General features: G+C 67.5%; 22 protein-coding genes. 14 read left to right on the plus strand and 8 right to left on the minus strand.

Annotated features, from left to right (window positions below; translation table 11 throughout):
• The first annotated feature begins 53 nt into the window (after positions 1-53).
• Both purE and KBY65_RS07410 read left to right on the plus strand, forming a co-directional pair.
• Complete coding sequence (purE, locus tag KBY65_RS07405) at positions 54-611, plus strand: 5-(carboxyamino)imidazole ribonucleotide mutase (protein ID WP_254988117.1); 558 nt, start codon at positions 54-56, stop codon at positions 609-611.
• Positions 611-1,717, plus strand: coding sequence for an AI-2E family transporter (locus tag KBY65_RS07410; protein WP_094560775.1), 1,107 nt, complete (start codon positions 611-613; stop codon positions 1,715-1,717). The genes purE and KBY65_RS07410 overlap by 1 nt, the downstream gene beginning before the upstream one ends.
• On the opposite strand, the gene cysC is transcribed toward KBY65_RS07410, so the two are convergent.
• Both cysC and KBY65_RS07420 read right to left on the minus strand, forming a co-directional pair.
• Complete coding sequence (gene cysC, locus KBY65_RS07415) at positions 1,674-2,336, minus strand: adenylyl-sulfate kinase (RefSeq protein ID WP_094560773.1); 663 nt, start codon at positions 2,334-2,336, stop codon at positions 1,674-1,676. The two genes, KBY65_RS07410 and cysC, sit on opposite strands and share 44 nt — an antisense overlap.
• Before the next feature lie 60 nt (positions 2,337-2,396).
• Positions 2,397-2,729 (minus strand): translation initiation factor, encoded by a 333-nt coding sequence (locus tag KBY65_RS07420; RefSeq protein WP_094560771.1) that lies wholly within the window; start codon positions 2,727-2,729, stop codon positions 2,397-2,399.
• Between the two features lie 78 nt (positions 2,730-2,807).
• Here KBY65_RS07420 and trpB point away from each other — a divergent pair, with 78 nt between their 5' ends.
• A complete protein-coding gene (gene trpB, locus KBY65_RS07425) occupies positions 2,808-4,058 on the plus strand; it encodes a tryptophan synthase subunit beta (protein WP_094560914.1) in 1,251 nt (416 codons plus the stop codon).
• On the opposite strand, the gene KBY65_RS07430 is transcribed toward trpB, so the two are convergent.
• Positions 4,055-4,963, minus strand: coding sequence for an HrcA family transcriptional regulator (locus tag KBY65_RS07430; protein ID WP_233128627.1), 909 nt, complete (start codon positions 4,961-4,963; stop codon positions 4,055-4,057). The two genes, trpB and KBY65_RS07430, sit on opposite strands and share 4 nt — an antisense overlap.
• A 127-nt stretch (positions 4,964-5,090) precedes the next feature.
• Positions 5,091-5,459 (minus strand): rhodanese-like domain-containing protein, encoded by a 369-nt coding sequence (locus tag KBY65_RS07435; protein ID WP_094560912.1) that lies wholly within the window; start codon positions 5,457-5,459, stop codon positions 5,091-5,093.
• A 54-nt stretch (positions 5,460-5,513) separates the two neighbouring features.
• On the opposite strand from KBY65_RS07435, the gene KBY65_RS07440 reads away from it, so the two are divergent.
• From KBY65_RS07440 to KBY65_RS07485, 10 genes are all read left to right on the plus strand, one after another.
• Positions 5,514-7,136: a DUF3352 domain-containing protein gene (locus KBY65_RS07440; RefSeq protein ID WP_255001060.1), complete on the plus strand. Its 1,623-nt coding sequence runs from the start codon at positions 5,514-5,516 to the stop codon at positions 7,134-7,136.
• Entirely contained in the window at positions 7,129-7,620 is a 492-nt protein-coding gene (locus tag KBY65_RS07445) for a SixA phosphatase family protein (protein ID WP_255001061.1), read from the plus strand. The genes KBY65_RS07440 and KBY65_RS07445 overlap by 8 nt, the downstream gene beginning before the upstream one ends.
• 25 nt (positions 7,621-7,645) lie before the next feature.
• Positions 7,646-8,800, plus strand: a complete 1,155-nt coding sequence (locus KBY65_RS07450) for a citrate synthase (RefSeq protein WP_255001064.1) — start codon at positions 7,646-7,648, stop codon at positions 8,798-8,800.
• 24 nt (positions 8,801-8,824) lie between these two features.
• Complete coding sequence (nuoH, locus tag KBY65_RS07455; RefSeq protein WP_094560761.1) at positions 8,825-9,955, plus strand: NADH-quinone oxidoreductase subunit NuoH; 1,131 nt, start codon at positions 8,825-8,827, stop codon at positions 9,953-9,955.
• A gap of 95 nt (positions 9,956-10,050) precedes the next feature.
• Positions 10,051-10,677 carry an NAD(P)H-quinone oxidoreductase subunit I gene (ndhI, locus tag KBY65_RS07460; protein WP_094560759.1) on the plus strand — a complete coding sequence of 209 codons (627 nt, stop codon included), beginning with the start codon at positions 10,051-10,053 and terminating at the stop codon, positions 10,675-10,677.
• A complete protein-coding gene (locus KBY65_RS07465) occupies positions 10,674-11,276 on the plus strand; it encodes an NADH-quinone oxidoreductase subunit J (protein WP_094560757.1) in 603 nt (200 codons plus the stop codon). The genes ndhI and KBY65_RS07465 overlap by 4 nt, the downstream gene beginning before the upstream one ends.
• Before the next feature lie 69 nt (positions 11,277-11,345).
• Positions 11,346-11,675 carry an NADH-quinone oxidoreductase subunit NuoK gene (gene nuoK, locus KBY65_RS07470; RefSeq protein ID WP_094560755.1) on the plus strand — a complete coding sequence of 110 codons (330 nt, stop codon included), beginning with the start codon at positions 11,346-11,348 and terminating at the stop codon, positions 11,673-11,675.
• Between the two features lie 15 nt (positions 11,676-11,690).
• The gene (locus KBY65_RS07475) at positions 11,691-12,626 is read left to right on the plus strand and encodes an NAD(+) kinase (protein WP_094560753.1); all 936 of its coding nucleotides are present in this window, start codon (positions 11,691-11,693) and stop codon (positions 12,624-12,626) included.
• A 20-nt stretch (positions 12,627-12,646) separates the two neighbouring features.
• Positions 12,647-13,213 (plus strand): CYTH domain-containing protein, encoded by a 567-nt coding sequence (locus tag KBY65_RS07480; RefSeq protein ID WP_094560751.1) that lies wholly within the window; start codon positions 12,647-12,649, stop codon positions 13,211-13,213.
• Between the two features lie 26 nt (positions 13,214-13,239).
• The gene (locus tag KBY65_RS07485) at positions 13,240-13,404 is read left to right on the plus strand and encodes a hypothetical protein (RefSeq protein WP_255001067.1); all 165 of its coding nucleotides are present in this window, start codon (positions 13,240-13,242) and stop codon (positions 13,402-13,404) included.
• Positions 13,405-13,407: 3 nt separating this feature from the next.
• Here KBY65_RS07485 and KBY65_RS07490 read toward each other — a convergent pair whose 3' ends face one another.
• Entirely contained in the window at positions 13,408-13,698 is a 291-nt protein-coding gene (locus KBY65_RS07490) for a helix-turn-helix domain-containing protein (protein ID WP_255001068.1), read from the minus strand.
• Between the two features lie 129 nt (positions 13,699-13,827).
• Between KBY65_RS07490 and KBY65_RS07495 the strand changes: the two genes are divergently transcribed.
• Positions 13,828-14,664 carry a methylenetetrahydrofolate reductase gene (locus KBY65_RS07495; RefSeq protein ID WP_233128626.1) on the plus strand — a complete coding sequence of 279 codons (837 nt, stop codon included), beginning with the start codon at positions 13,828-13,830 and terminating at the stop codon, positions 14,662-14,664.
• Here the strand turns inward: KBY65_RS07495 and KBY65_RS07500 are convergent.
• The 3 genes from KBY65_RS07500 to KBY65_RS07510 form a co-directional block, all read right to left on the minus strand.
• Positions 14,661-15,842, minus strand: a complete 1,182-nt coding sequence (locus KBY65_RS07500; RefSeq protein ID WP_094560745.1) for an NDP-sugar synthase — start codon at positions 15,840-15,842, stop codon at positions 14,661-14,663. The genes KBY65_RS07495 and KBY65_RS07500 overlap by 4 nt on opposite strands.
• Before the next feature lie 46 nt (positions 15,843-15,888).
• Positions 15,889-16,779, minus strand: coding sequence for a segregation/condensation protein A (locus KBY65_RS07505; RefSeq protein ID WP_094560743.1), 891 nt, complete (start codon positions 16,777-16,779; stop codon positions 15,889-15,891).
• A 110-nt stretch (positions 16,780-16,889) separates the two neighbouring features.
• Positions 16,890-17,297, minus strand: coding sequence for a lipopolysaccharide assembly protein LapA domain-containing protein (locus KBY65_RS07510; protein WP_094560741.1), 408 nt, complete (start codon positions 17,295-17,297; stop codon positions 16,890-16,892).
• Between the last annotated feature and the right edge of the window lie 24 nt (positions 17,298-17,321).

Raw genomic sequence — 17,321 nt, forward strand, 5'->3', positions numbered from 1 at the left:
GTGTGGCGTCTGGGCGGTCAGACGTGACAATGCCATTCTCTGCCTGCGCCTGCGTGGTTGCGCTTCCTTCCCCTGGATCGTCTGCGCCGGATCCCGCCCCCCGCGTGGCGGTGGTGATGGGCAGCGATTCCGACCTGCCCACCATGCAGCCGGCGGTGGAGGTGCTGGAGCGCTTCGGGGTGGTGGTGGAAGTGCGGGTGCTCTCGGCCCATCGCACGCCGCTCGAGATGATGGATTTTGCCCAGCAGGCCGCTGGCCGCGGCCTGAAAGTCATCGTTGCCGGCGCGGGTGGGGCCGCCCACCTGCCCGGGATGGTGGCCGCGCTCACCACCCTGCCGGTGATCGGCGTGCCCGTGCAGAGCCGGGCGCTCGCCGGGGTGGATTCGCTCCACTCGATCGTGCAGATGCCGGCGGGCATCCCCGTGGCCACGGTGGCCATCGGCAACGGCACCAACGCCGGCCTGCTGGCTGTGCAGATCCTGGCCACCGCTGACGAACGCCTGGCGGCCGCCATCGCGGCCTATCGCGCTGAGCTGCACGCCCAGGTCACCAGCAAGGACCGCCGCCTGGTGGAGCTCGGCAGCCGCGCCTACCTGGAGCAGATGGGCTGATGCTCGAGCGCCTTGTCCTGCCCCCCTGGTTGAAGGCCGGCCTGGCCCTGCCCCTGCTGGTGCTCAACCTCTGGGTGCTGCGTCAGCTGCTGCTACCCCTCGCCCCCTTCCCGGCGCTGTTTGTGGGAGCCGCCCTGATCGCCTTCCTGCTCGATTTACCCAGCCGCTGGCTAATGGGCCGCGGTCTGCCGCGCTGGCTGGCCACCGCCTTGGTGGTGGGTCTCAGTTTCGGGCTGCTTGCTTTGGCGGCTGTCTGGCTGGTGCCGCGGCTGATTGAGCAGCTGGGCGAGCTGATCACGGCCTTGCCCGGCTGGTTGGCCCAGGGCGAAACGCTGCTGCAGCAATTGCAGGCCTGGGCTGGCACCCGGGGGCTGCCCACAGATTTCGGCGACCTCAGCAGCGAATTGCTCACGCGCACCAGCCTGCTGGCCCGTCAGGTCAGTCAGCAGCTGCTCGGATTGCTCGGCGCCACCGTGGGTCTCACGGTGAACACCGTGATCGTGCTGGTGTTGGCGGTGTTTCTGCTGTTGGGCGGGGAGGGCATCAGTGCGGGCCTCGCCCAGTGGCTGCCGCCAAAGGTGCGGGAGCTGGTGGTAACCACCCTCAATCGCACCTTCCGGGGATACTTCGCCGGCCAGGTGGTGCTGGCGTTGATCCTCAGCGCCGCCCAGATCGTGGTGTTCACGCTGCTGGGCATTCCCTATGGCGTGCTGTTTGCGGTGGCGATCGGCTTCACCACTCTGGTGCCCTACGCCAGCGCCCTGACGATCGTGGTGGTCAGCCTGCTCCTGGCCCTTGACGATCCCCGCACCGGCCTGGAGGTGCTGGCGGCCGCCATCAGTGTGGGCCAGGTGGTCGATCAGGTGATCCAGCCCCGGCTGATGGGACTGATCGTTGGCCTGCAGCCGGCCTGGCTGCTGATCAGCCTGCCGGTGGGGGCCCGGTTGGGCAGCCTGCTGGGGCTGGGCGATCTACTGGGCCTGCTGCTGGCGGTGCCCACGGCCAGCTGCGCCAAGACTTTCCTCGATGCCTGGGGCGACCAGCTGCGGGCTGGGGAGTCGCTCAGCCCGCCTGGGGAATCACGCCCTGGCTTGCCAGGTAACTGAGCACCTGCGCCACCGAGTCCTCCAGGCTCTGGCTGCCGGTGTCCACCCGCAGCTCGGGCTGCTCGGGGGCCTCATAGGGGCTGGAGATGCCGGTGAACTCCTTGATCTCGCCGGCCCGCGCTTTGGCGTAGAGCCCCTTGGTGTCGCGCTGCTCGCACACGTCCAGGTTGGCGGCGCAGTGGATCTCGATGAAGTCGCCGGCGTCCACCAGGTCACGGGCCTTGTCACGGTCGGCCTTGAACGGTGACACGAACGCCGTCAGCACCACCACGCCCGCATCCAGAAACAGCTTGCTGACCTCGCCGATGCGGCGGATGTTCTCCTCCCGGTCGGCGTCGGAGAAGCCCAGGTCTTTGCAGAGGCCGTGGCGGATGTTGTCGCCATCCAGCACGTAGCAGGCCAGCCCCCGCTCAAACAGGGCCGAATTCACGGCATTGGCCAGGGTGCTCTTGCCGGCGCCGCTGAGGCCGGTGAACCAGAGAATGGCGCTGCGGTGGCCCCGCTGCTCGGCCCTGGCAGCCCGGTCCACGGAGGTGTGGTGCCAGGCGATGTTGGTGGAGGCTCCCTGGTTGGTGAGTTCGCCGTAGGGGACCGTTGGCGGGATTGGGGAGGCGGCCATCGCGCTCTGCTGCAGGCTGATTGGCCAAGTATCCCCCGCTGCCGGCGCGGGCCCGAGTGCTCAGCCTCCCGCCTGCTTGGGTCGGTAGCCGGCCTTCTCCAGGGCGGCCAGGGCCGGCGCCACCTGGTCGCCCTGGAGCTCAATCACCCCGTCTTTCACGGTGCCGCCCGTGCCGGCGGCAGCCTTGAGCTGCTTGAGCAGGGTCTTGAGTTCGGCTTCCAGCGCCTCCAGTCCGGTGATCGCCGTCACCAGTTTTCCGCCCTTGCCCGCCTTGGTGCGCTGCACCCGCACCCGCTGCTGGGCCTTGGGGTTGGGCCCGCCAGCGGCACTGCCGGCCGCGGCGCGTTGCAGGCTTTCCGGCTTGCTGAATTCCTGCCAGCCGCCCTTGGCCATGGCTGCTTCTTACGCTGCACTGATCTTGCTCCGCCGCTGGTGACCAGCACCGTCCCCCCCGTGTCGTCTGCTGGCGGCCTGTCTTCGGCTACCGGCCCCGATCCCGCCGCCCTCGAGCTCGCCGCCCGCCCCAATGGCCTGGGTCGCTATGGCCAGTTTGGCGGTCAGTACGTGCCGGAAACCCTGATCCCTGCCCTGGCGGAGCTGGAGCAGGCCGCTGCCGAGGCCTGGAAGGATCCGGCTTTCACCGACCGGCTCAACCACCTCTTGCGCACCTATGTGGGGCGGCCCAATCCTCTTTATGAAGCGGAGCGGCTCAGCGAGCACTACCGCCGCGCCGAGGGCGGCCCACGCATCTGGCTGAAGCGCGAAGACCTCAACCACACCGGTGCCCACAAGATCAACAACGCCCTCGGGCAGGCGCTGCTGGCTCTGCGCATGGGCAAGAAGCGGATCATTGCCGAAACCGGCGCCGGCCAGCACGGCGTGGCCACCGCCACCGTGTGCGCCCGCTTCGGCCTGGATTGCGTGGTGTACATGGGCGCCGAAGACATGCGCCGTCAGGCCCTCAACGTGTTCCGCATGCGCCTGCTGGGGGCCAGGGTGCAACCCGTGACGGCCGGCACCGCCACCCTGAAGGACGCCACCAGTGAGGCGATCCGCGACTGGGTGACCAACGTGGAGACCACCCACTACATCCTCGGCTCGGTGGCGGGCCCCCACCCCTTCCCGATGCTGGTGCGCGATTTCCACGCCGTGATCGGTGAGGAAACCAAGCGCCAGTGCCACGAGGCCTTCGGCCGCAATCCCGATGTGCTGGTGGCCTGCGTGGGCGGTGGCTCCAATGCCATGGGTCTGTTCCACCCCTTCGTGCCCGACACATCCGTGCGGCTGGTGGGCGTGGAAGCGGCCGGCGATGGTGTGGCCACCGGCCGCCACGCCGCCACCATCACCGAGGGGCGGGTGGGCGTGTTGCACGGCGCCATGAGCCTGTTGCTGCAGGACGAGGAGGGCCAGGTGCAGGAGGCCCACTCGATCAGCGCCGGCCTCGATTACCCCGGGGTGGGCCCGGAGCACAGCTACCTGAAAACCATCGGCCGCGCCGAATACGGCGCCGTCACCGATGCGGAGGCCCTCGAGGCCCTGCAACTTCTGTGCCGCCTGGAGGGCATCATCCCGGCCCTGGAAACGGCCCACGCCTTCGCCTGGCTGGAGAAGCTCTGCCCCACCCTGGCCCCCGGCACCGAGGTGGTGCTCAACCTGTCGGGTCGCGGCGACAAGGACGTGAACACCGTGGCCGAGAAGCTCGGTGATCAGATGGGGGGCTAACCCAACAGCCGTTCCAGCACCTGGGCCACCGACTGCACCGCGGCCCGGGCAGTGGCATAGGCCATCCGCATCGGACCCACCAGGGCCACCTGGCCGATGCCGCCATCGCCGCTGCGGTAGTCGGCCTGCACCACCGCGCACTGATGCAGGGCCCGGTGCGGATGCTCGGCGCCAATCCAGATGCCCGGTTGGGGCAGGAGCTGTTGGGGGGCATCCTCCACCAGCTCCACCAGGGGCCGCAGGCTGAGGGTCTGGCTGAATTCCGGTTGCGCCAGCAGGCCCGCCAGGCCAGTGGTGACGGCGCTTTCACCCTCCAGCTGCCGCGATTGCCCATGGCTGGTCAAGGCCTGGCGCAGCACGGCGCCGCTGCTGCGCAGATGGGACGGCAAGGTGCCCCAGTCGATCGCCCCGCCCTGGAGCTGGGCGCTGACCCAGCGCTCCAGGGCGGCCAGCTCGGCTACGGCCTGGGCGGGCAGCCGCAGGTTGAGGCTGCTGGCGGTCGCGCCCCCCTCCACCAGAAACACCAACAACCGCTCGCCACTGGCCACCAGCCGCAGCGCCTGCAGCTGGGGTTGGTGGCGTTGGGGGCGGGTGATCAGGCTGAGCAGGCCGGTGAGATCGGCCAGGCGCCGGCTCAGGTGCAGCAACAGGTCGTCGAGGGCCGCCCACTGCAGGCTCAGCCCGGTGAGCTCTCGCTCGAGCTGCAGGGCCGCTGCGCCGGGGGCGGGCAGCAGCTGGTCGACATAGGTGCGGTAGCCCTGCTGGCTGGGGATCCGGCCGGCGGAGGTGTGGGGCTGGGTGAGCAGGCCGCGTTGCTCCAGGGCCCCCATCGCCGAGCGCACTGTCGCCGGACTGGCTTGCAGCCCAAAGCGCCGCACCAGGGTTTGGCTGCCCACCGGTTCCATGGTGTCCACGTAGTGCCGCACGGCGAGCTGGAGCACCTCCTGCTGCCGAAGAGGCAAGGGGCGGGGGGACGGAGACTGCAAGCGAACGCTGCAGGGGTGCGGCGATCGTAGGCAGACACTGCTGGTCTCAGTAGCGGGGCACGCCGGGATCCACTTCGATGCTCCAGGCATCGATGCCCCCCTGAACGTTCCACACTGCGCCGTAGCCGTGTTCCTGGATCAGCCAGCAGCCCAGGTGCCAACTGCGCACGCCCGCATGGCAGAGCACCGCCACGGGGCGGTCGCGGTCGAGCAGCTGGTGGAGGTTGCCGATCCAGTCGGCGGAGCGGCTCAGGGGGAGGTGCACCACGGGGCAAGCCAGTTGGGCCAACTCCAGTTCGGCGTCTTCGCGCACATCCACCAGCTGGATCGGCTCGCCCTGCTCCAGTCGGGCCTGCAGCTCGCGCGCCCGGATGGTCTGCGGCGTGCCGGCCTCGGGGCGGTCTGGATGGTGCATCTCGGGCACGGGGGGTGGGTTGGGGTCAAGATGGGCCCATCCTGCGTGGGGCGCATGAAGGCCCGCCCGTTTCTGGCGGTCGTGCTGGCGGTAGCGTTGCTGTTGCTGAGCCTGGCGGCCGGCGGCTGGTGGCTGGTGCTGCAGCGCTCCCCGTTGCAGTTGCAGCATCAGGCCCTGGTTCCGCCGCAGGCGGCCCGATTCGTGCCCCGGCAGGCCGCGCTGAGCCTCTACCTGCTCACCGATGGGGAGCAACCTGTGGCCTACGCCCGGGCGGTGGCGCCCACCCGCGAGCGGCGGGCGGCTGTGGCGGCGGTAGCAGGCCTGCGGGACGGCGCCTTCGCGGCGGCAGGCCTGAATTACCCCGGCGAGCTGGCCCCCTGGCTGGGCCGCGAACTGGGCCTGGCCCTGTTGGCCTCCGAGCCTGGTGCGGCCCCCGATGGTTGGTTGTTGTCGCTGCGCAGCCGCGATGCCGATGGGGCCCGCCGCTTCCTGCAGCGCTTCTGGCAGACCCGCAGCCTGGCCGGCACCGATCTGCAGATCAGTAGCTACCGCGGCATGGGGCTGATCAGTGGCCGCGGCGCCCTGGTGGGCACCACGCCGGTGCCGATCGCCACCGCGCTGATCAACGACGACCTGGTGCTGATCGCCTCCGGCCGCGGCGTGCTCGAGCAGGCCCTCGACGTGTCCCAGATCGACGAACTCAACCAGGCCGCCAGCCCCCGCTTCCGCCAGGCCGTCCAGCGCCTGGGCCAGGGTGCTGCCCTGCTCACGGCCCGCCCGGAGGCCCTGGGGTCCTGGCTGGGCCTGCCTCCTGCATTCACGGCGCCGGGAGCCGTGCAGGAGCTGGTGGCCAGCCTGCGCCCCGATGGCCGCTCACTGGTGCTGGATGGTTGGCTGCAGGTCGGCCCGGATGTTGAGCCCAAGGCTCTTCTGCCCGTCCCCGCTGCAGGCGCTGCCACCGGTGCCGCCCTGCTGGAGGCCCTGCAGGCCCCTTCCGACAGCCTGGCGCTCGTGCAACAGCCCGCGGCCTGGCCCGCGCTCTGGCAACCGCTGCTGGCGGCGGTGCTCCAGGTGCCCGAGGGATCCTTGCCAGCGCAGGTGGCGGCGGCCGATGCCGGCCCGCTGCTGTGGAGCCAGAGCCGCCAGGGCTGGTTGCTCGGCACCGCCGCCGACCAACCCGATCCCGCCGTGCTCGATGGGGCCCTGGCCGCTGAGGGCTTGATTGCTGCCCCCCTGCCTGTGGAGGGTGACACCAGCGTTCGGGTCTGGACCCGCTTGGAGGCGCCGCAGGGCGGTCGTCGTGCGACGCGGGCCGAGTCAGACCAGCTCCAGGCGAGCCTGGCCGGTGCCCGCTCCAGCCAGGGGCGCCTGGCTTGGTGGGGGCAGACCCTGGCGGTGCTTCAGGAGCAGCGCGACTCCCGCCAGCCTCCCCGGTTGCGGCTGGAGCAAGTTGCCGCTCTCGATCTGCCCCAGGCGCCGCTGCAATGGGCGATGGGTGGTGAGCGGGCCCGGTCTCTGTTGCAGCGCTGGAGCACCTGGCAGCTGCTCTCGGGCTTGGCGGGCCATCCCCTGGCTCCGGGGGTGCAGGGGCTCAGCCTCGGCCTCGCCGCGGCCCCAGATGCCCCCCCCGACGGGGGAGCCGGTGTGCACCTCAAGGCGCGCCTGGGTTTTGGCTGAGCGCGAACTGCTGCTTTGGCGCCATGGCCTGGCCGAGGAGCGTCACCCCGACCTCCCGGATAGCGCGAGGGCCCTCACGCCCGAGGGGATCCGCCGCACGGCGGCGGTGGCGGAGCAGCTGCACCGGCTGCAGCTCGATTGCGATCAGCTGCTGAGCAGTCCCCTGCGGCGGGCGGTGCAGACCGCGGAGCTGGGCGTGGCAGCTGGCCTGGCCGCCGGTTTCGTGGTGGAGGCCAGCCTGGCCCCAGGGGGCGATCCGCGGCCGCTGCTGCAGCCAGGCGCCTGGCGGCGGTTGGGCCTGGTGGGCCATGAGCCGGATCTGGGCCACCTGGCCTCCAGCCTGCTGGGGGTACCGGCGGGCACGCTCACCCTCCGCAAGGCCGGCATCGTGCTGATCAGGCTCGGGGCGGCTGGTGCCCGCCTGGAGGCCCTGATCGGCCCTCGGTTGCTGCGGCTACGGCAGTCGTCGCGCCGGTCGCCGTAGGTTCGCAGCATCGATCGCGTCGCGCATGGCAGCAAGCGGAGCTCAGGCCCCGAGCCTTTTTCGCCCTGGGTTGGAAGGGGTGCCGGCCACCCAGTCGTCGATCTGCGACATCGACGGCCAGCTGGGGGTGTTGACCTACCGCGGCTACCGCGTGGATGAGCTGGCCTCTCAGAGCACCTTCCTGGAAACGGCCTATCTGCTGATCTGGGGTGAGCTGCCCACGGCGGATCAGTTGCGGGAGTTTGAGCACGAGGTGCAGATGCACCGGCGGGTGAGCTTCCGCATCCGCGACATGATGAAGTGCTTCCCCTCAGGCGGACATCCGATGGATGCCCTGCAGAGCAGTGCGGCGTCGTTGGGGCTCTTTTATTCCAGGCGCGCTCTGGACAACCCCGAATACATCGTTTCGGCGGTGGTGCGGCTGATCGCCAAGATCCCGACGATGGTGGCGGCGTTCCAGCTGATCCGTAAGGGCCAGGACCCGATCCAGCCCCGCGACGACCTGGCCTATGCGGCCAATTTTCTCTACATGCTCACGGAGCGGGAACCCGACCCCCTGGCGGCCCGCATCTTTGATGCCTGCCTGATCCTGCACGCCGAGCACAGCCTCAATGCCAGCACCTTCAGCGCCCGGGTGACGGCCAGCACCCTCACCGACCCCTACGCCGTGGTGGCCTCGGCGGTGGGCACCCTGGCGGGCCCCCTGCACGGCGGAGCCAACGAAGACGTGCTGGAGATGCTGGAGAGCATCGGCACGGAAGATCAGGTGGAGCCCTGGCTGGATCGGGCGATCGCTGGCAAGCAGAAGATCATGGGTTTCGGCCACCGTGAGTACAAGGTCAAGGATCCCAGGGCCGTGATCCTGCAGAAACTGGCTGAGGAGCTGTTCGATCGCTTCGGCCACGACCCGATGTACGACCTGGCCCGCAAGCTCGAGGAGGCCGCCACCCAGCGCCTGGGACCCAAGGGCATCTTCCCCAACGTCGACTTCTATTCAGGCCTGGTGTATCGCAAGCTCGGCATCCCGGAAGACCTGTTCACGCCGATTTTCGCCATTGCCCGCACAGCTGGTTGGCTGGCCCATTGGAAGGAGCAGCTGGGTGCCAACCGCATCTATCGACCCTCCCAGATTTATACCGGTGAGGCTGGGAGAGACTGGCAGCCCATTGGTGCCCGCTAAGTTGCCCCCATCTGAGCTGCCGCCATGCTGACCAACACGGCTCCAGGCCTGGATCTGGAAGCCAGCTTTGAGCAGGCCCTGCAAGGGCTAGGGCTGAGCCCGGCTGCGGCCCACATGCTCTGGCTGCCGCTGCCGATGGTGCTGGTGCTGGTCGCCGCTGTGGTGGGTGTGCTGGTGAACGTGTGGCTGGAGCGCAAGATCTCCGCCGCCGTGCAGCAGCGCATCGGCCCGGAATATGCCGGTGCCCTCGGTGTGCTGCAGCCGATCGCTGACGGCATCAAGCTCGTCTTCAAGGAAGACATCATCCCGGCCAAGGCTGATGGCCTGCTGTTCACTCTGGGGCCAGTGCTGGTGCTGATCCCGGTGATCCTCAGCTGGCTGGTGGTGCCCTTCGGGCAGCACCTGCTGATCAGCAACGTGGGGATCGGCATTTTCCTGTGGATCTCGCTCAGCAGCATTCAGCCGATCGGCCTGCTGATGAGCGGCTATGCCTCAAACAACAAGTACTCCCTTTTAGGTGGCCTGCGAGCCGCTGCCCAGTCGATCAGCTACGAGATCCCCCTGGCCCTGGCCGTGCTGGCGGTGGTGATGATGAGCAACTCGCTCAGCACCGTTGACATCGTCAACCAGCAGACCGGGGCCGGCATCCTCAGCTGGAACATCTGGCGCCAGCCGGTGGGCTTCGTGATCTTCTGGATCTGCGCCCTGGCTGAATGCGAGCGCCTTCCCTTCGACCTACCGGAGGCCGAAGAGGAGCTGGTGGCTGGCTACCAGACCGAGTACTCCGGCATGAAGTTCGCCCTCTTCTATCTGGGCAGCTACATCAACCTGGTGCTCTCGGCCCTGCTGGTGTCGGTGCTCTACCTGGGTGGCTGGGGCTTCCCGATTCCGGTGGAGTGGCTGGCCGGTTGGCTGGGTCAGCCGATCGATGCGCCCTTGGTGCAGCTGATCACCGGCTCCGTGGGCATCGTCATGACCGTGCTCAAGGCCTACCTGCTGGTGTTTCTGGCCATCCTGCTGCGCTGGACCACACCGCGGGTGCGGATCGACCAGCTGCTCGACTTGGGCTGGAAGTTTCTGCTGCCGATTGCCCTCGTCAACCTGCTGATCACCGCGGCCCTCAAGCTCGCCTTCCCGATGGCCTTCGGCGGTTGACCCCCTGTTTCGGCAGGCCTCCGGCCCGGCCCCACTCCAGACCAGCCATCATGGGCTGACACTCTCCGACCGCATTCCCCCTCAGAGCCAGCTCCATGTTTGGGTTCCTCAAGAAAGTCGGCGACTACACCCGCGATGCTGTGGGTGCGGCCCAGTACATGACCCAGGGTCTGGCGGTGACCTTTGACCACCTACGGCGCCGGCCGGTCACCGTCCAGTACCCCTACGAGAAGCTGATCCCCTCGGAGCGCTACCGCGGCCGGATCCACTACGAATTCGACAAGTGCATCGCCTGCGAGGTGTGTGTGCGGGTCTGCCCGATCAATCTGCCGGTGGTGGATTGGGTGATGAACAAGGCCACCAAGAAGAAGGAGCTGCGCAACTATTCGATCGATTTCGGGGTGTGCATCTTCTGCGGCAATTGTGTGGAGTACTGCCCCACCAACTGCCTATCGATGACCGAGGAATACGAGCTGTCCACCTTCGACCGCCACAGCCTCAACTACGACAACATTGCCTTGGGTCGTCTGCCCACCAGCGTGACCAGCGACCCTGCGGTGGTGCCATTGCGGGAGTTGGTCTACCTGCCCAAGGGAGTGATGGATCCCCACGGCGTGCCCGACACAGCCCCCCGCGCCGGCAAACTGCCGGAGCAGGTGCTCGAAACCCTGCCGAAAGCCGAGCCCAAAGCTCCCTCCCAGCCCAGCGGAGACGCGTCATGACCATCGCCTCCACCACCCAGCTGATCTGTTTCGTGGCCCTCTCCGCCACGCTTGTGCTCGGGGCCCTTGGGGTGGTTTTGCTGCCCAACATCGTCTACTCCGCCTTTCTGCTGGGCGGGGTGTTTCTGTCGGTCGCGGGTCTGTACCTGCTGCTCAATGCCAGCTTCGTGGCAGCTGCCCAGGTGCTCGTCTATGTGGGCGCTGTCAACGTGTTGATCCTGTTCGCGATCATGCTCGTGAACAAGAAGGAAAACCTCGCGGCCATTCCAGGCCTGGGGGTGCGTCGTCTGTTGTCGGGCGCCGTCTGCGGTGGTCTGTTTGTGTTGCTGATCCGGGTGGCCTTCACCACGCCCTGGGCCCTGCCTGGACCCGAGCCGGTTGGTGAGGAGGCGACCATCCGGATCGGCGAACACCTGTTCAGCGACTATCTGCTGCCCTTTGAGCTGGCCTCGGTGCTGCTGTTGATGTCGATGATCGGTGCGATCGTGCTGGCGCGCCGCGATGTGCTCAGCAGCGATGTGATCACCGGCGAAGCGGCGGATCAGGGCCTGATCGAGAAGGAGCGCACTCCGTTGCTGCTGGAAAAGTCTCCCCGTTGAGGGGGCGTTTGATCCCCCGTCTGCTTGATCCAGTCCCCACCGACCCATCTGCTCATCCCCCCCAGCTCCATGGAGATCACCCTTCCCAGCACCATCCCCCTGCAGGCCTATCTGGCCCTGGCTGCCGTGTTGTTCTGCACGGGAGTCTGGGGTTTGATCAACAGCCGCAATGCGGTGCGGGTGTTGATGAGCATTGAGCTGATGCTCAATGCGGTGAACATCAATCTGATGGCCTTCTCCAGCTATCTCGATGGCCAGCTGATTCGCGGTCAGGTGTTTGCCATCTTCGTGATCACCGTGGCGGCGGCGGAGGCGGCTGTGGGTCTGGCAATCCTGCTCTCCCTCTACCGCAACCGGGAGACGGTTGACATGGAGCGCTTCAATCTGCTGCGTTGGTAACCCGGCCCTTCCCCGATGCGGCTTGAGAGGGTCTGGTTGATTTCACGGTCGGGCAGCCAGGCTGCCCATCGCCAGGCCAAGCGCTGCGCCGAAGACCTGGCGGCCCAGGGGGTGCATGTGGTGGTGGCCTCCAGTGGCCTGGCCCGCAACCCCTTTCCCGGCCTGCTGGCCACCGAAGCCCATCTGCCCGATCTGGCCCTGGTGCTGGGCGGTGATGGCACCGTGCTTGGTGCCGCCCGTCATTTGGCCCCCCTGGATGTGCCGATCCTCAGCTTCAATGTCGGTGGCCACCTGGGTTTTCTGACCCACGACCGCCGCTTCCTGCGCCTCAGCGCTGATGCCGGCAAGTCGGAGGAGGAGAGCCTCTGGGAGCGTCTGCGCAACGACCGGTTTGCTCTTGAGCGCCGGATGATGCTGCAAGCCCACATCGACCGCGGTGATGGGGTGGACCAGGCCGATGGCCCCCACCTGGCCCTCAACGATTTCTATTTTCGGCCCTGCCTCGATGAGGTGTCTCCCACTTGCGTGCTCGAGCTGGAGATCGACGGCGAAGTGGTGGATCAATACCGCGGCGACGGCTTGATCATTGCCACCCCCACCGGCTCCACCGGCTATTCGATGGCGGCTGGCGGGCCCATCCTCCACCCCGGTATCGAGGCGATCGTGGTCAATCCGATCTGCCCGATGAGCCTCTCCAGCCGCGCTGTGGTGGTGCCGCCGCGGGCCCAGCTTTCGGTGTGGCCCCTGGGGGAAACCAGCCGCCGGGTGAAGCTCTGGAAAGACGGCGCCCATGCCACGGTGCTGGAGCCGGGGGATCGGGCCGTGGTGGAGCGCAGTCCCCATCCCGCACTGCAGGTGCTGCTGGAGCAGAGCCCGTCGTATTACCGCACCCTCACCCACAAGCTGCATTGGGCCGGCAGCCTTACGGCTGTCGAGCCCTCCCACAATTAGGCCCCCTGCTGAGGTGTGCCATGGCCCTGGAAATCGAACGGCGCTTTCTGGTTCAGGGTGACGACTGGCGCCAGCACATCCGCTGGCAGGCCTGGCTGCAGCAGGGCTACCTGGTGGCGGCGGCCGATGGCGTCACCGTGCGGGTGCGCAGCGCCAGTGGGGTGCCCGCCGTGGCAGGAGCCTGGCTCACCCTCAAGGCGCGACCAGGGGGGCTGCCCGCGGCGGCGGTTGCGTTGCCGGAGGGCCTGGTGCGCCACGAATTCGAGTACCCCATTCCCGCCGGCGATGCCGAGGCTCTGCTGGCCCTGGCTCCCCAGCGGCTCAGCAAGTGGCGCTACGGGCTGGATCTGCCTGGCGGTGAGTGGGTGCTGGATGTGTTTGAGGCGGAGAATGCCCCGCTCGTGGTGGCAGAAGTGGAGCTGGCGCCCGCCACATGGGAGCGCAGCCTGGTGGAGCTGGAGCCCCCTGCCTGGTGCGTCCGTGAACTGACCGGCCGCCACGAACTCAGCAATGCGGCCCTGGCGCGCTCCCCCCTGGCCCATTGGCCTGAGGCTCAACGGCGAGAGCTGCTTGAGGCCGTAAGATAAATCCGAAGAAATTCCAAAGACGCTGCGTGACCGGTCTCTACGACAACCAGGGCATGCTGCGTTTTACTGGGCGTGATCAAGCCGACTGCCTGGCCTATGCCGAGTTGTTCGGGCTCGGGACTGATGGCTACAGCCTGGCGGCGCTTGCCGATGATGGATCCACTCCCTTGGAGGCGGCCCGGGCTGCCTAACCGTCAGTTGGCCTGAGCCTTTCTGCCGTCGATTGCGCAGCAATTGAAGCCATCCCGGCAGATCTTGCCGTGATCCATGGCCCAATTCAGCAGGGCTACGCGATTTTTGGCGCCGGTTTTGGTGAAAATGTTGCTCACGTGGTTGTCCACGGTGCGCTTGCTGATGGTGAGCGTAGCGGCGATCTCCTGGTTGGTGAGCCCCTGGGCTACCAGCTCGATGATTTCGATTTCCCGCTCCGAGAGGTCATGGCGGCCCTGGCCCAGTGAGCCAGCCGTGGAGCGATCGGAATCCATTGGCCCAGGCCGCAGGCTGAACCCCACTGTAGGCAGGGCGTTGTTCCATGATGGGTCCGAGAAGAACGGTTTGGCTTGCTGTTTCAACAGGCCCTGGCCAGCGGTGAACCAGCCCTCACCGCCGAGGTGATGCCGCCTCGAGGCGCAGACCCATCCCGTGCCCTGGAGGCCGCTGGGGCCCTGCGGGGCTGGGTGCATGCTGTCAACGTCACCGACGGCAGCCGCGCCGTGATGCGGATGAGCAGCCTGGCCCTGTGTCGACTGCTGCTGGATGCGGGGATCGAGCCCGTGCTGCAGCTGGCCTGCCGCGATCGCAACCGCATTGCCCTGCAGGCCGATCTGCTGGGCGCCCATGCCCTGGGTGTGCGCAATGTGCTCTGTCTCACCGGTGATCCGGTGCGGGCCGGGGATCAGCCTGGAGCCCGTCCGGTGAATGAGCTGGAGGCGGTGCGGCTGCTGCAGTTGGTGCAGCAGTTCAACGCGGGCGAGGATCCGGTGCAGGGACTGTTGCCCGATGGGCCCACCGCCCTGTTTGCCGGTGCTGCGGCCGATCCCCAGTCGCCCAGCTGGAGTGGCCTCAAGAGCCGCCTGGCGCGAAAGAAGCAGGCTGGAGCGCGCTTCGTGCAAACCCAGATGGTGATGGACGCCGAAGCCCTCAAGCGCTTTGTGGGCGAGCTCGCGGCCCCCTTGGAGCTGCCGGTGTTGGCCGGGGTGTTTCTGCTCAAGTCGGCCCGCAATGCGGCCTTCATCAACCGGGTGGTGCCAGGGGCCAACATTCCCCAGGCCGTGATCGACAGGCTGGCTGCGGCGGCGGATCCGGCGGCTGAGGGTGTGGCGATTGCGGCGGAACAGGTGGCGGACTATCTGCAGATCGCCCAGGGGGTGCACCTGATGGCCATCAAGGCCGAGGAAAAGATTCCGGCGATCCTGCAGCAGGCCGGCCTGGCCCCCCTGCAGCCTGCTTAGCTGGCGTTGCTCAGGGCCAGGTCGGTGCCGAGCAGCTCGGCCATGGCCTTCTGCTGGGGTGAAGGAGCCACCACGTCCTGACGGCGCACGTCGGTGATCAGCCAGTCGAGCGCCGCTTCCTGCAGGTCGAAGTGGTCGCCGTTGCGGTCGACGCAGTAGCGGCCAAACACCAGCTTCTCCACCAGCCGCACCCCCGCTCCGATGCGCGAGTAGTCAAAGATGATCGAGTTGTCGATCGTGGCTCCCTCGCAGATGTGGCAGTTGGGGCCGATCATCGCCGGGCCAATGATCGTGGCACCGTTCTCGATGCGGGTCATGCCGCCCACATAGATGGGGCCGGTCACCTTGATCTGGTCCCAGTCAGCCGCCACGTTGAGGCCGGCAAACACCCCCGGTCGCACTTCCTTGCCCGGAATCTGCACCTGGCGCACCTGGCCCTGCAACACGCTGCGGATCGCCTGCCAATAGTCGGGCACCTTGCCGATATCCACCCACTCAAACTCCATCGGCAGGGCGTAGAAGGCCGCCCCTGCTTGCACCAGCTTGGGGAAGAGGTCGGAGCCGATGTCGAAGGGCTGGTCACTCGGCACAAAGTCGAGCACTTCGGGCTCAAAGATGTAGATGCCGGTGTTGATCATGTCGCTGGCGGCTTCATCCACCGCCGGCTTTTCCTGGAAGGAGCGCACCCGACCGTCGTCGTCGGTGACCACCACGCCGTAGCTGCTCACCTGGTCTTTGGGGACCCGTTTGGTGATCAGGCTGGCCATGGCTCCCTTGGCCTTGTGGCGGCGTACCGCTTCGCTGAGATCCAGGTCGATCAAGGCATCGCCGCAGAGCACCACAAAGGTGTCGTCGAAGAAGTGCTGGAAGTTCTGAATCTTCTTGAGGCCTCCGGCTGAGCCCAGGGCGTCGCCGATCAGCTCGCCATCTTCAATCCGACCTTCGAAGCTGTAGGCAATCTCCACGCCGAAGCGCTGGCCATCGCGGAAGTAGTTTTCGATCTCCTCGGCGAGGTGGGAGACGTTCACCATGATCTCGGTGAAGCCGTGCTCCCGCAGCAGCTCCAGCAGAAACTCCATCACGGGTTTCTGCAGGATGGGGATCATCGGCTTGGGAATGGTGTGCGTGATGGGACGCACCCGTGTTCCCTTGCCGGCCGCCAGGATCATCGCCTTCATCGGCGTTTGCTCACATCGGTCGGAGCAACCAGCCTAGTCGGCTTGCTCAGGCTGCCATCAGCGTTTCCGCCGCCCCGATCTCTGGCACGAGGGGCAGCTGGCGGCTTTCGCCGGCGCTAAGCAGGCGCCTGAGCCGCAGCGGCCCAAACAGCCCACCCTGTTGGTCGAGGTCCACCTTGCCCTGGTGGCAGAGAAACAGCAGGGCCCAGAACACGCCCACCCGATCGCGGTCTAAGTCGGCATCGGCGCGCCGCGACTCCACGTTGGCAGCCCAATCCTGCACGAGGTCGTTGAAGGCAGCCCAGTCATGGGCCGGTTCCCAGCCGAGCAAGAACTGGCTGAGCGCGGCGGTGGTTTCCGGCAGTTTTTCGCGGTGGGCCAGGGCGGCCACCTGTTCGATCGCGGCCCGTTCGCTGTAGCGCTTGGGGCGATGGCGCTGCCGGGTGCGGCCCTCGTCCTGCTCCAGCCGCTCGGCGATGTCCTCCAGCTGGCGGATCAACTCCCCCAGGGTCACGGGGCGCTGCAGGGGCGGGGGCGCCACAGGGCGGCGCCAGAGGTGCCGTTCCGGACGCTGCGGCAGTTCCATCCCCGGGCTCACCAGCCAGCCCTGGCCATCGGCGTCGAAGTCAAAGCCGAAGTCCTGATCGTCGAGGGGTTCCGGCGGGAAGGTGGCCGCCTCGAGCACCTCGGCCTTGAGGCTCACCAGCACCGAAGCGGCCAGGAAGGCCTCGCTGGTTTCGGCCAGATCCTGCTCGTAGCTGCCGCCCCGGCTCGCCCCTGCCGCGGCCACCAGGCGCGGCACTTCGATGCGCTGGCGCAGTTGGTCGAGGAAGCCATCCACCACGGCGATCACGTCCACGTCCCACGGGTCGAGTTCGCCCCGCTCCGCTGCGTCTTGCAGCAGACGGATGGCCAGCCTGGCGCCTCCTTCAGCCAATCCGCTCTTTCAATCCAATGTGAATGATGGATACGCTACCGGTATTGCCTGAACCGGGCTAGCGGCGCCGTCCGGCCACTACCGGTGGTGCCTGCGCTGGGCTGGGCCCTTCAGCTCACCGACACCGTCATCGACTCGCTGCGGGCGGCCTCTTCAGCCTGGCCAGGATCACTGGGAGCCGAGCTCTCGCCAGCGGCGGGCAACAGTCCTAATTGGGCATCGACGGTGGCCCGATAGCGCTGGAGGTCGTTTTCCAGCTCCTGGATCCGCACCTGCTGGGCGGCAAATTCGCTCTGGTTCTGCAGTGTTTCCACCTTGCGCACCACGCCGGTCCACACGGCAAACACCCAGGCGGCAGCAGCGCCGACGCCGCCCACCAGCAACAGCAGCGCCGCCAAGGGCAGGGTGCCGCTCAGTCCGGGCAAGAAGTGGACCGTGGTGGGGGCCGTGTTTTCCAGGGTGAACATCACCGTGGCCAGGCCGAAGCTGAAGATCAGCAGGAAGTTCAGCTGTTTCATCGCGGGGTCTCCCAGGGGCGTCGC

Source organism: Cyanobium sp. Alchichica 3B3-8F6 (genome assembly GCF_024346435.1).
Taxonomy (GTDB): Bacteria; Cyanobacteriota; Cyanobacteriia; order PCC-6307; family Cyanobiaceae; genus Cyanobium_A.

Excerpts from the sequence above, each read along its gene's own strand:
- KBY65_RS07480 (WP_094560751.1), top strand. The coding sequence starts at position 12,647 with ATGGCCCTGGAAATCGAACGGCGCTTTCTGGTTCAGGGTGACGACTGG.
- KBY65_RS07430 (WP_233128627.1), bottom strand. The coding sequence starts at position 4,963 with ATGGAACCGGTGGGCAGCCAAACCCTGGTGCGGCGCTTTGGGCTGCAA.
- ndhI (WP_094560759.1), top strand. The coding sequence starts at position 10,051 with ATGTTTGGGTTCCTCAAGAAAGTCGGCGACTACACCCGCGATGCTGTG.
- KBY65_RS07510 (WP_094560741.1), bottom strand. The coding sequence starts at position 17,297 with ATGAAACAGCTGAACTTCCTGCTGATCTTCAGCTTCGGCCTGGCCACG.
- nuoH (WP_094560761.1), top strand. The coding sequence starts at position 8,825 with ATGCTGACCAACACGGCTCCAGGCCTGGATCTGGAAGCCAGCTTTGAG.
- KBY65_RS07465 (WP_094560757.1), top strand. The coding sequence starts at position 10,674 with ATGACCATCGCCTCCACCACCCAGCTGATCTGTTTCGTGGCCCTCTCC.
- KBY65_RS07450 (WP_255001064.1), top strand. The coding sequence starts at position 7,646 with ATGGCAGCAAGCGGAGCTCAGGCCCCGAGCCTTTTTCGCCCTGGGTTG.
- KBY65_RS07440 (WP_255001060.1), top strand. The coding sequence starts at position 5,514 with ATGAAGGCCCGCCCGTTTCTGGCGGTCGTGCTGGCGGTAGCGTTGCTG.
- KBY65_RS07420 (WP_094560771.1), bottom strand. The coding sequence starts at position 2,729 with ATGGCCAAGGGCGGCTGGCAGGAATTCAGCAAGCCGGAAAGCCTGCAA.
- nuoK (WP_094560755.1), top strand. The coding sequence starts at position 11,346 with ATGGAGATCACCCTTCCCAGCACCATCCCCCTGCAGGCCTATCTGGCC.
- cysC (WP_094560773.1), bottom strand. The coding sequence starts at position 2,336 with ATGGCCGCCTCCCCAATCCCGCCAACGGTCCCCTACGGCGAACTCACC.
- KBY65_RS07490 (WP_255001068.1), bottom strand. The coding sequence starts at position 13,698 with ATGGATTCCGATCGCTCCACGGCTGGCTCACTGGGCCAGGGCCGCCAT.
- KBY65_RS07495 (WP_233128626.1), top strand. The coding sequence starts at position 13,828 with ATGCCGCCTCGAGGCGCAGACCCATCCCGTGCCCTGGAGGCCGCTGGG.
- KBY65_RS07500 (WP_094560745.1), bottom strand. The coding sequence starts at position 15,842 with ATGAAGGCGATGATCCTGGCGGCCGGCAAGGGAACACGGGTGCGTCCC.
- KBY65_RS07410 (WP_094560775.1), top strand. The coding sequence starts at position 611 with ATGCTCGAGCGCCTTGTCCTGCCCCCCTGGTTGAAGGCCGGCCTGGCC.
- KBY65_RS07475 (WP_094560753.1), top strand. The coding sequence starts at position 11,691 with ATGCGGCTTGAGAGGGTCTGGTTGATTTCACGGTCGGGCAGCCAGGCT.
- KBY65_RS07435 (WP_094560912.1), bottom strand. The coding sequence starts at position 5,459 with ATGCACCATCCAGACCGCCCCGAGGCCGGCACGCCGCAGACCATCCGG.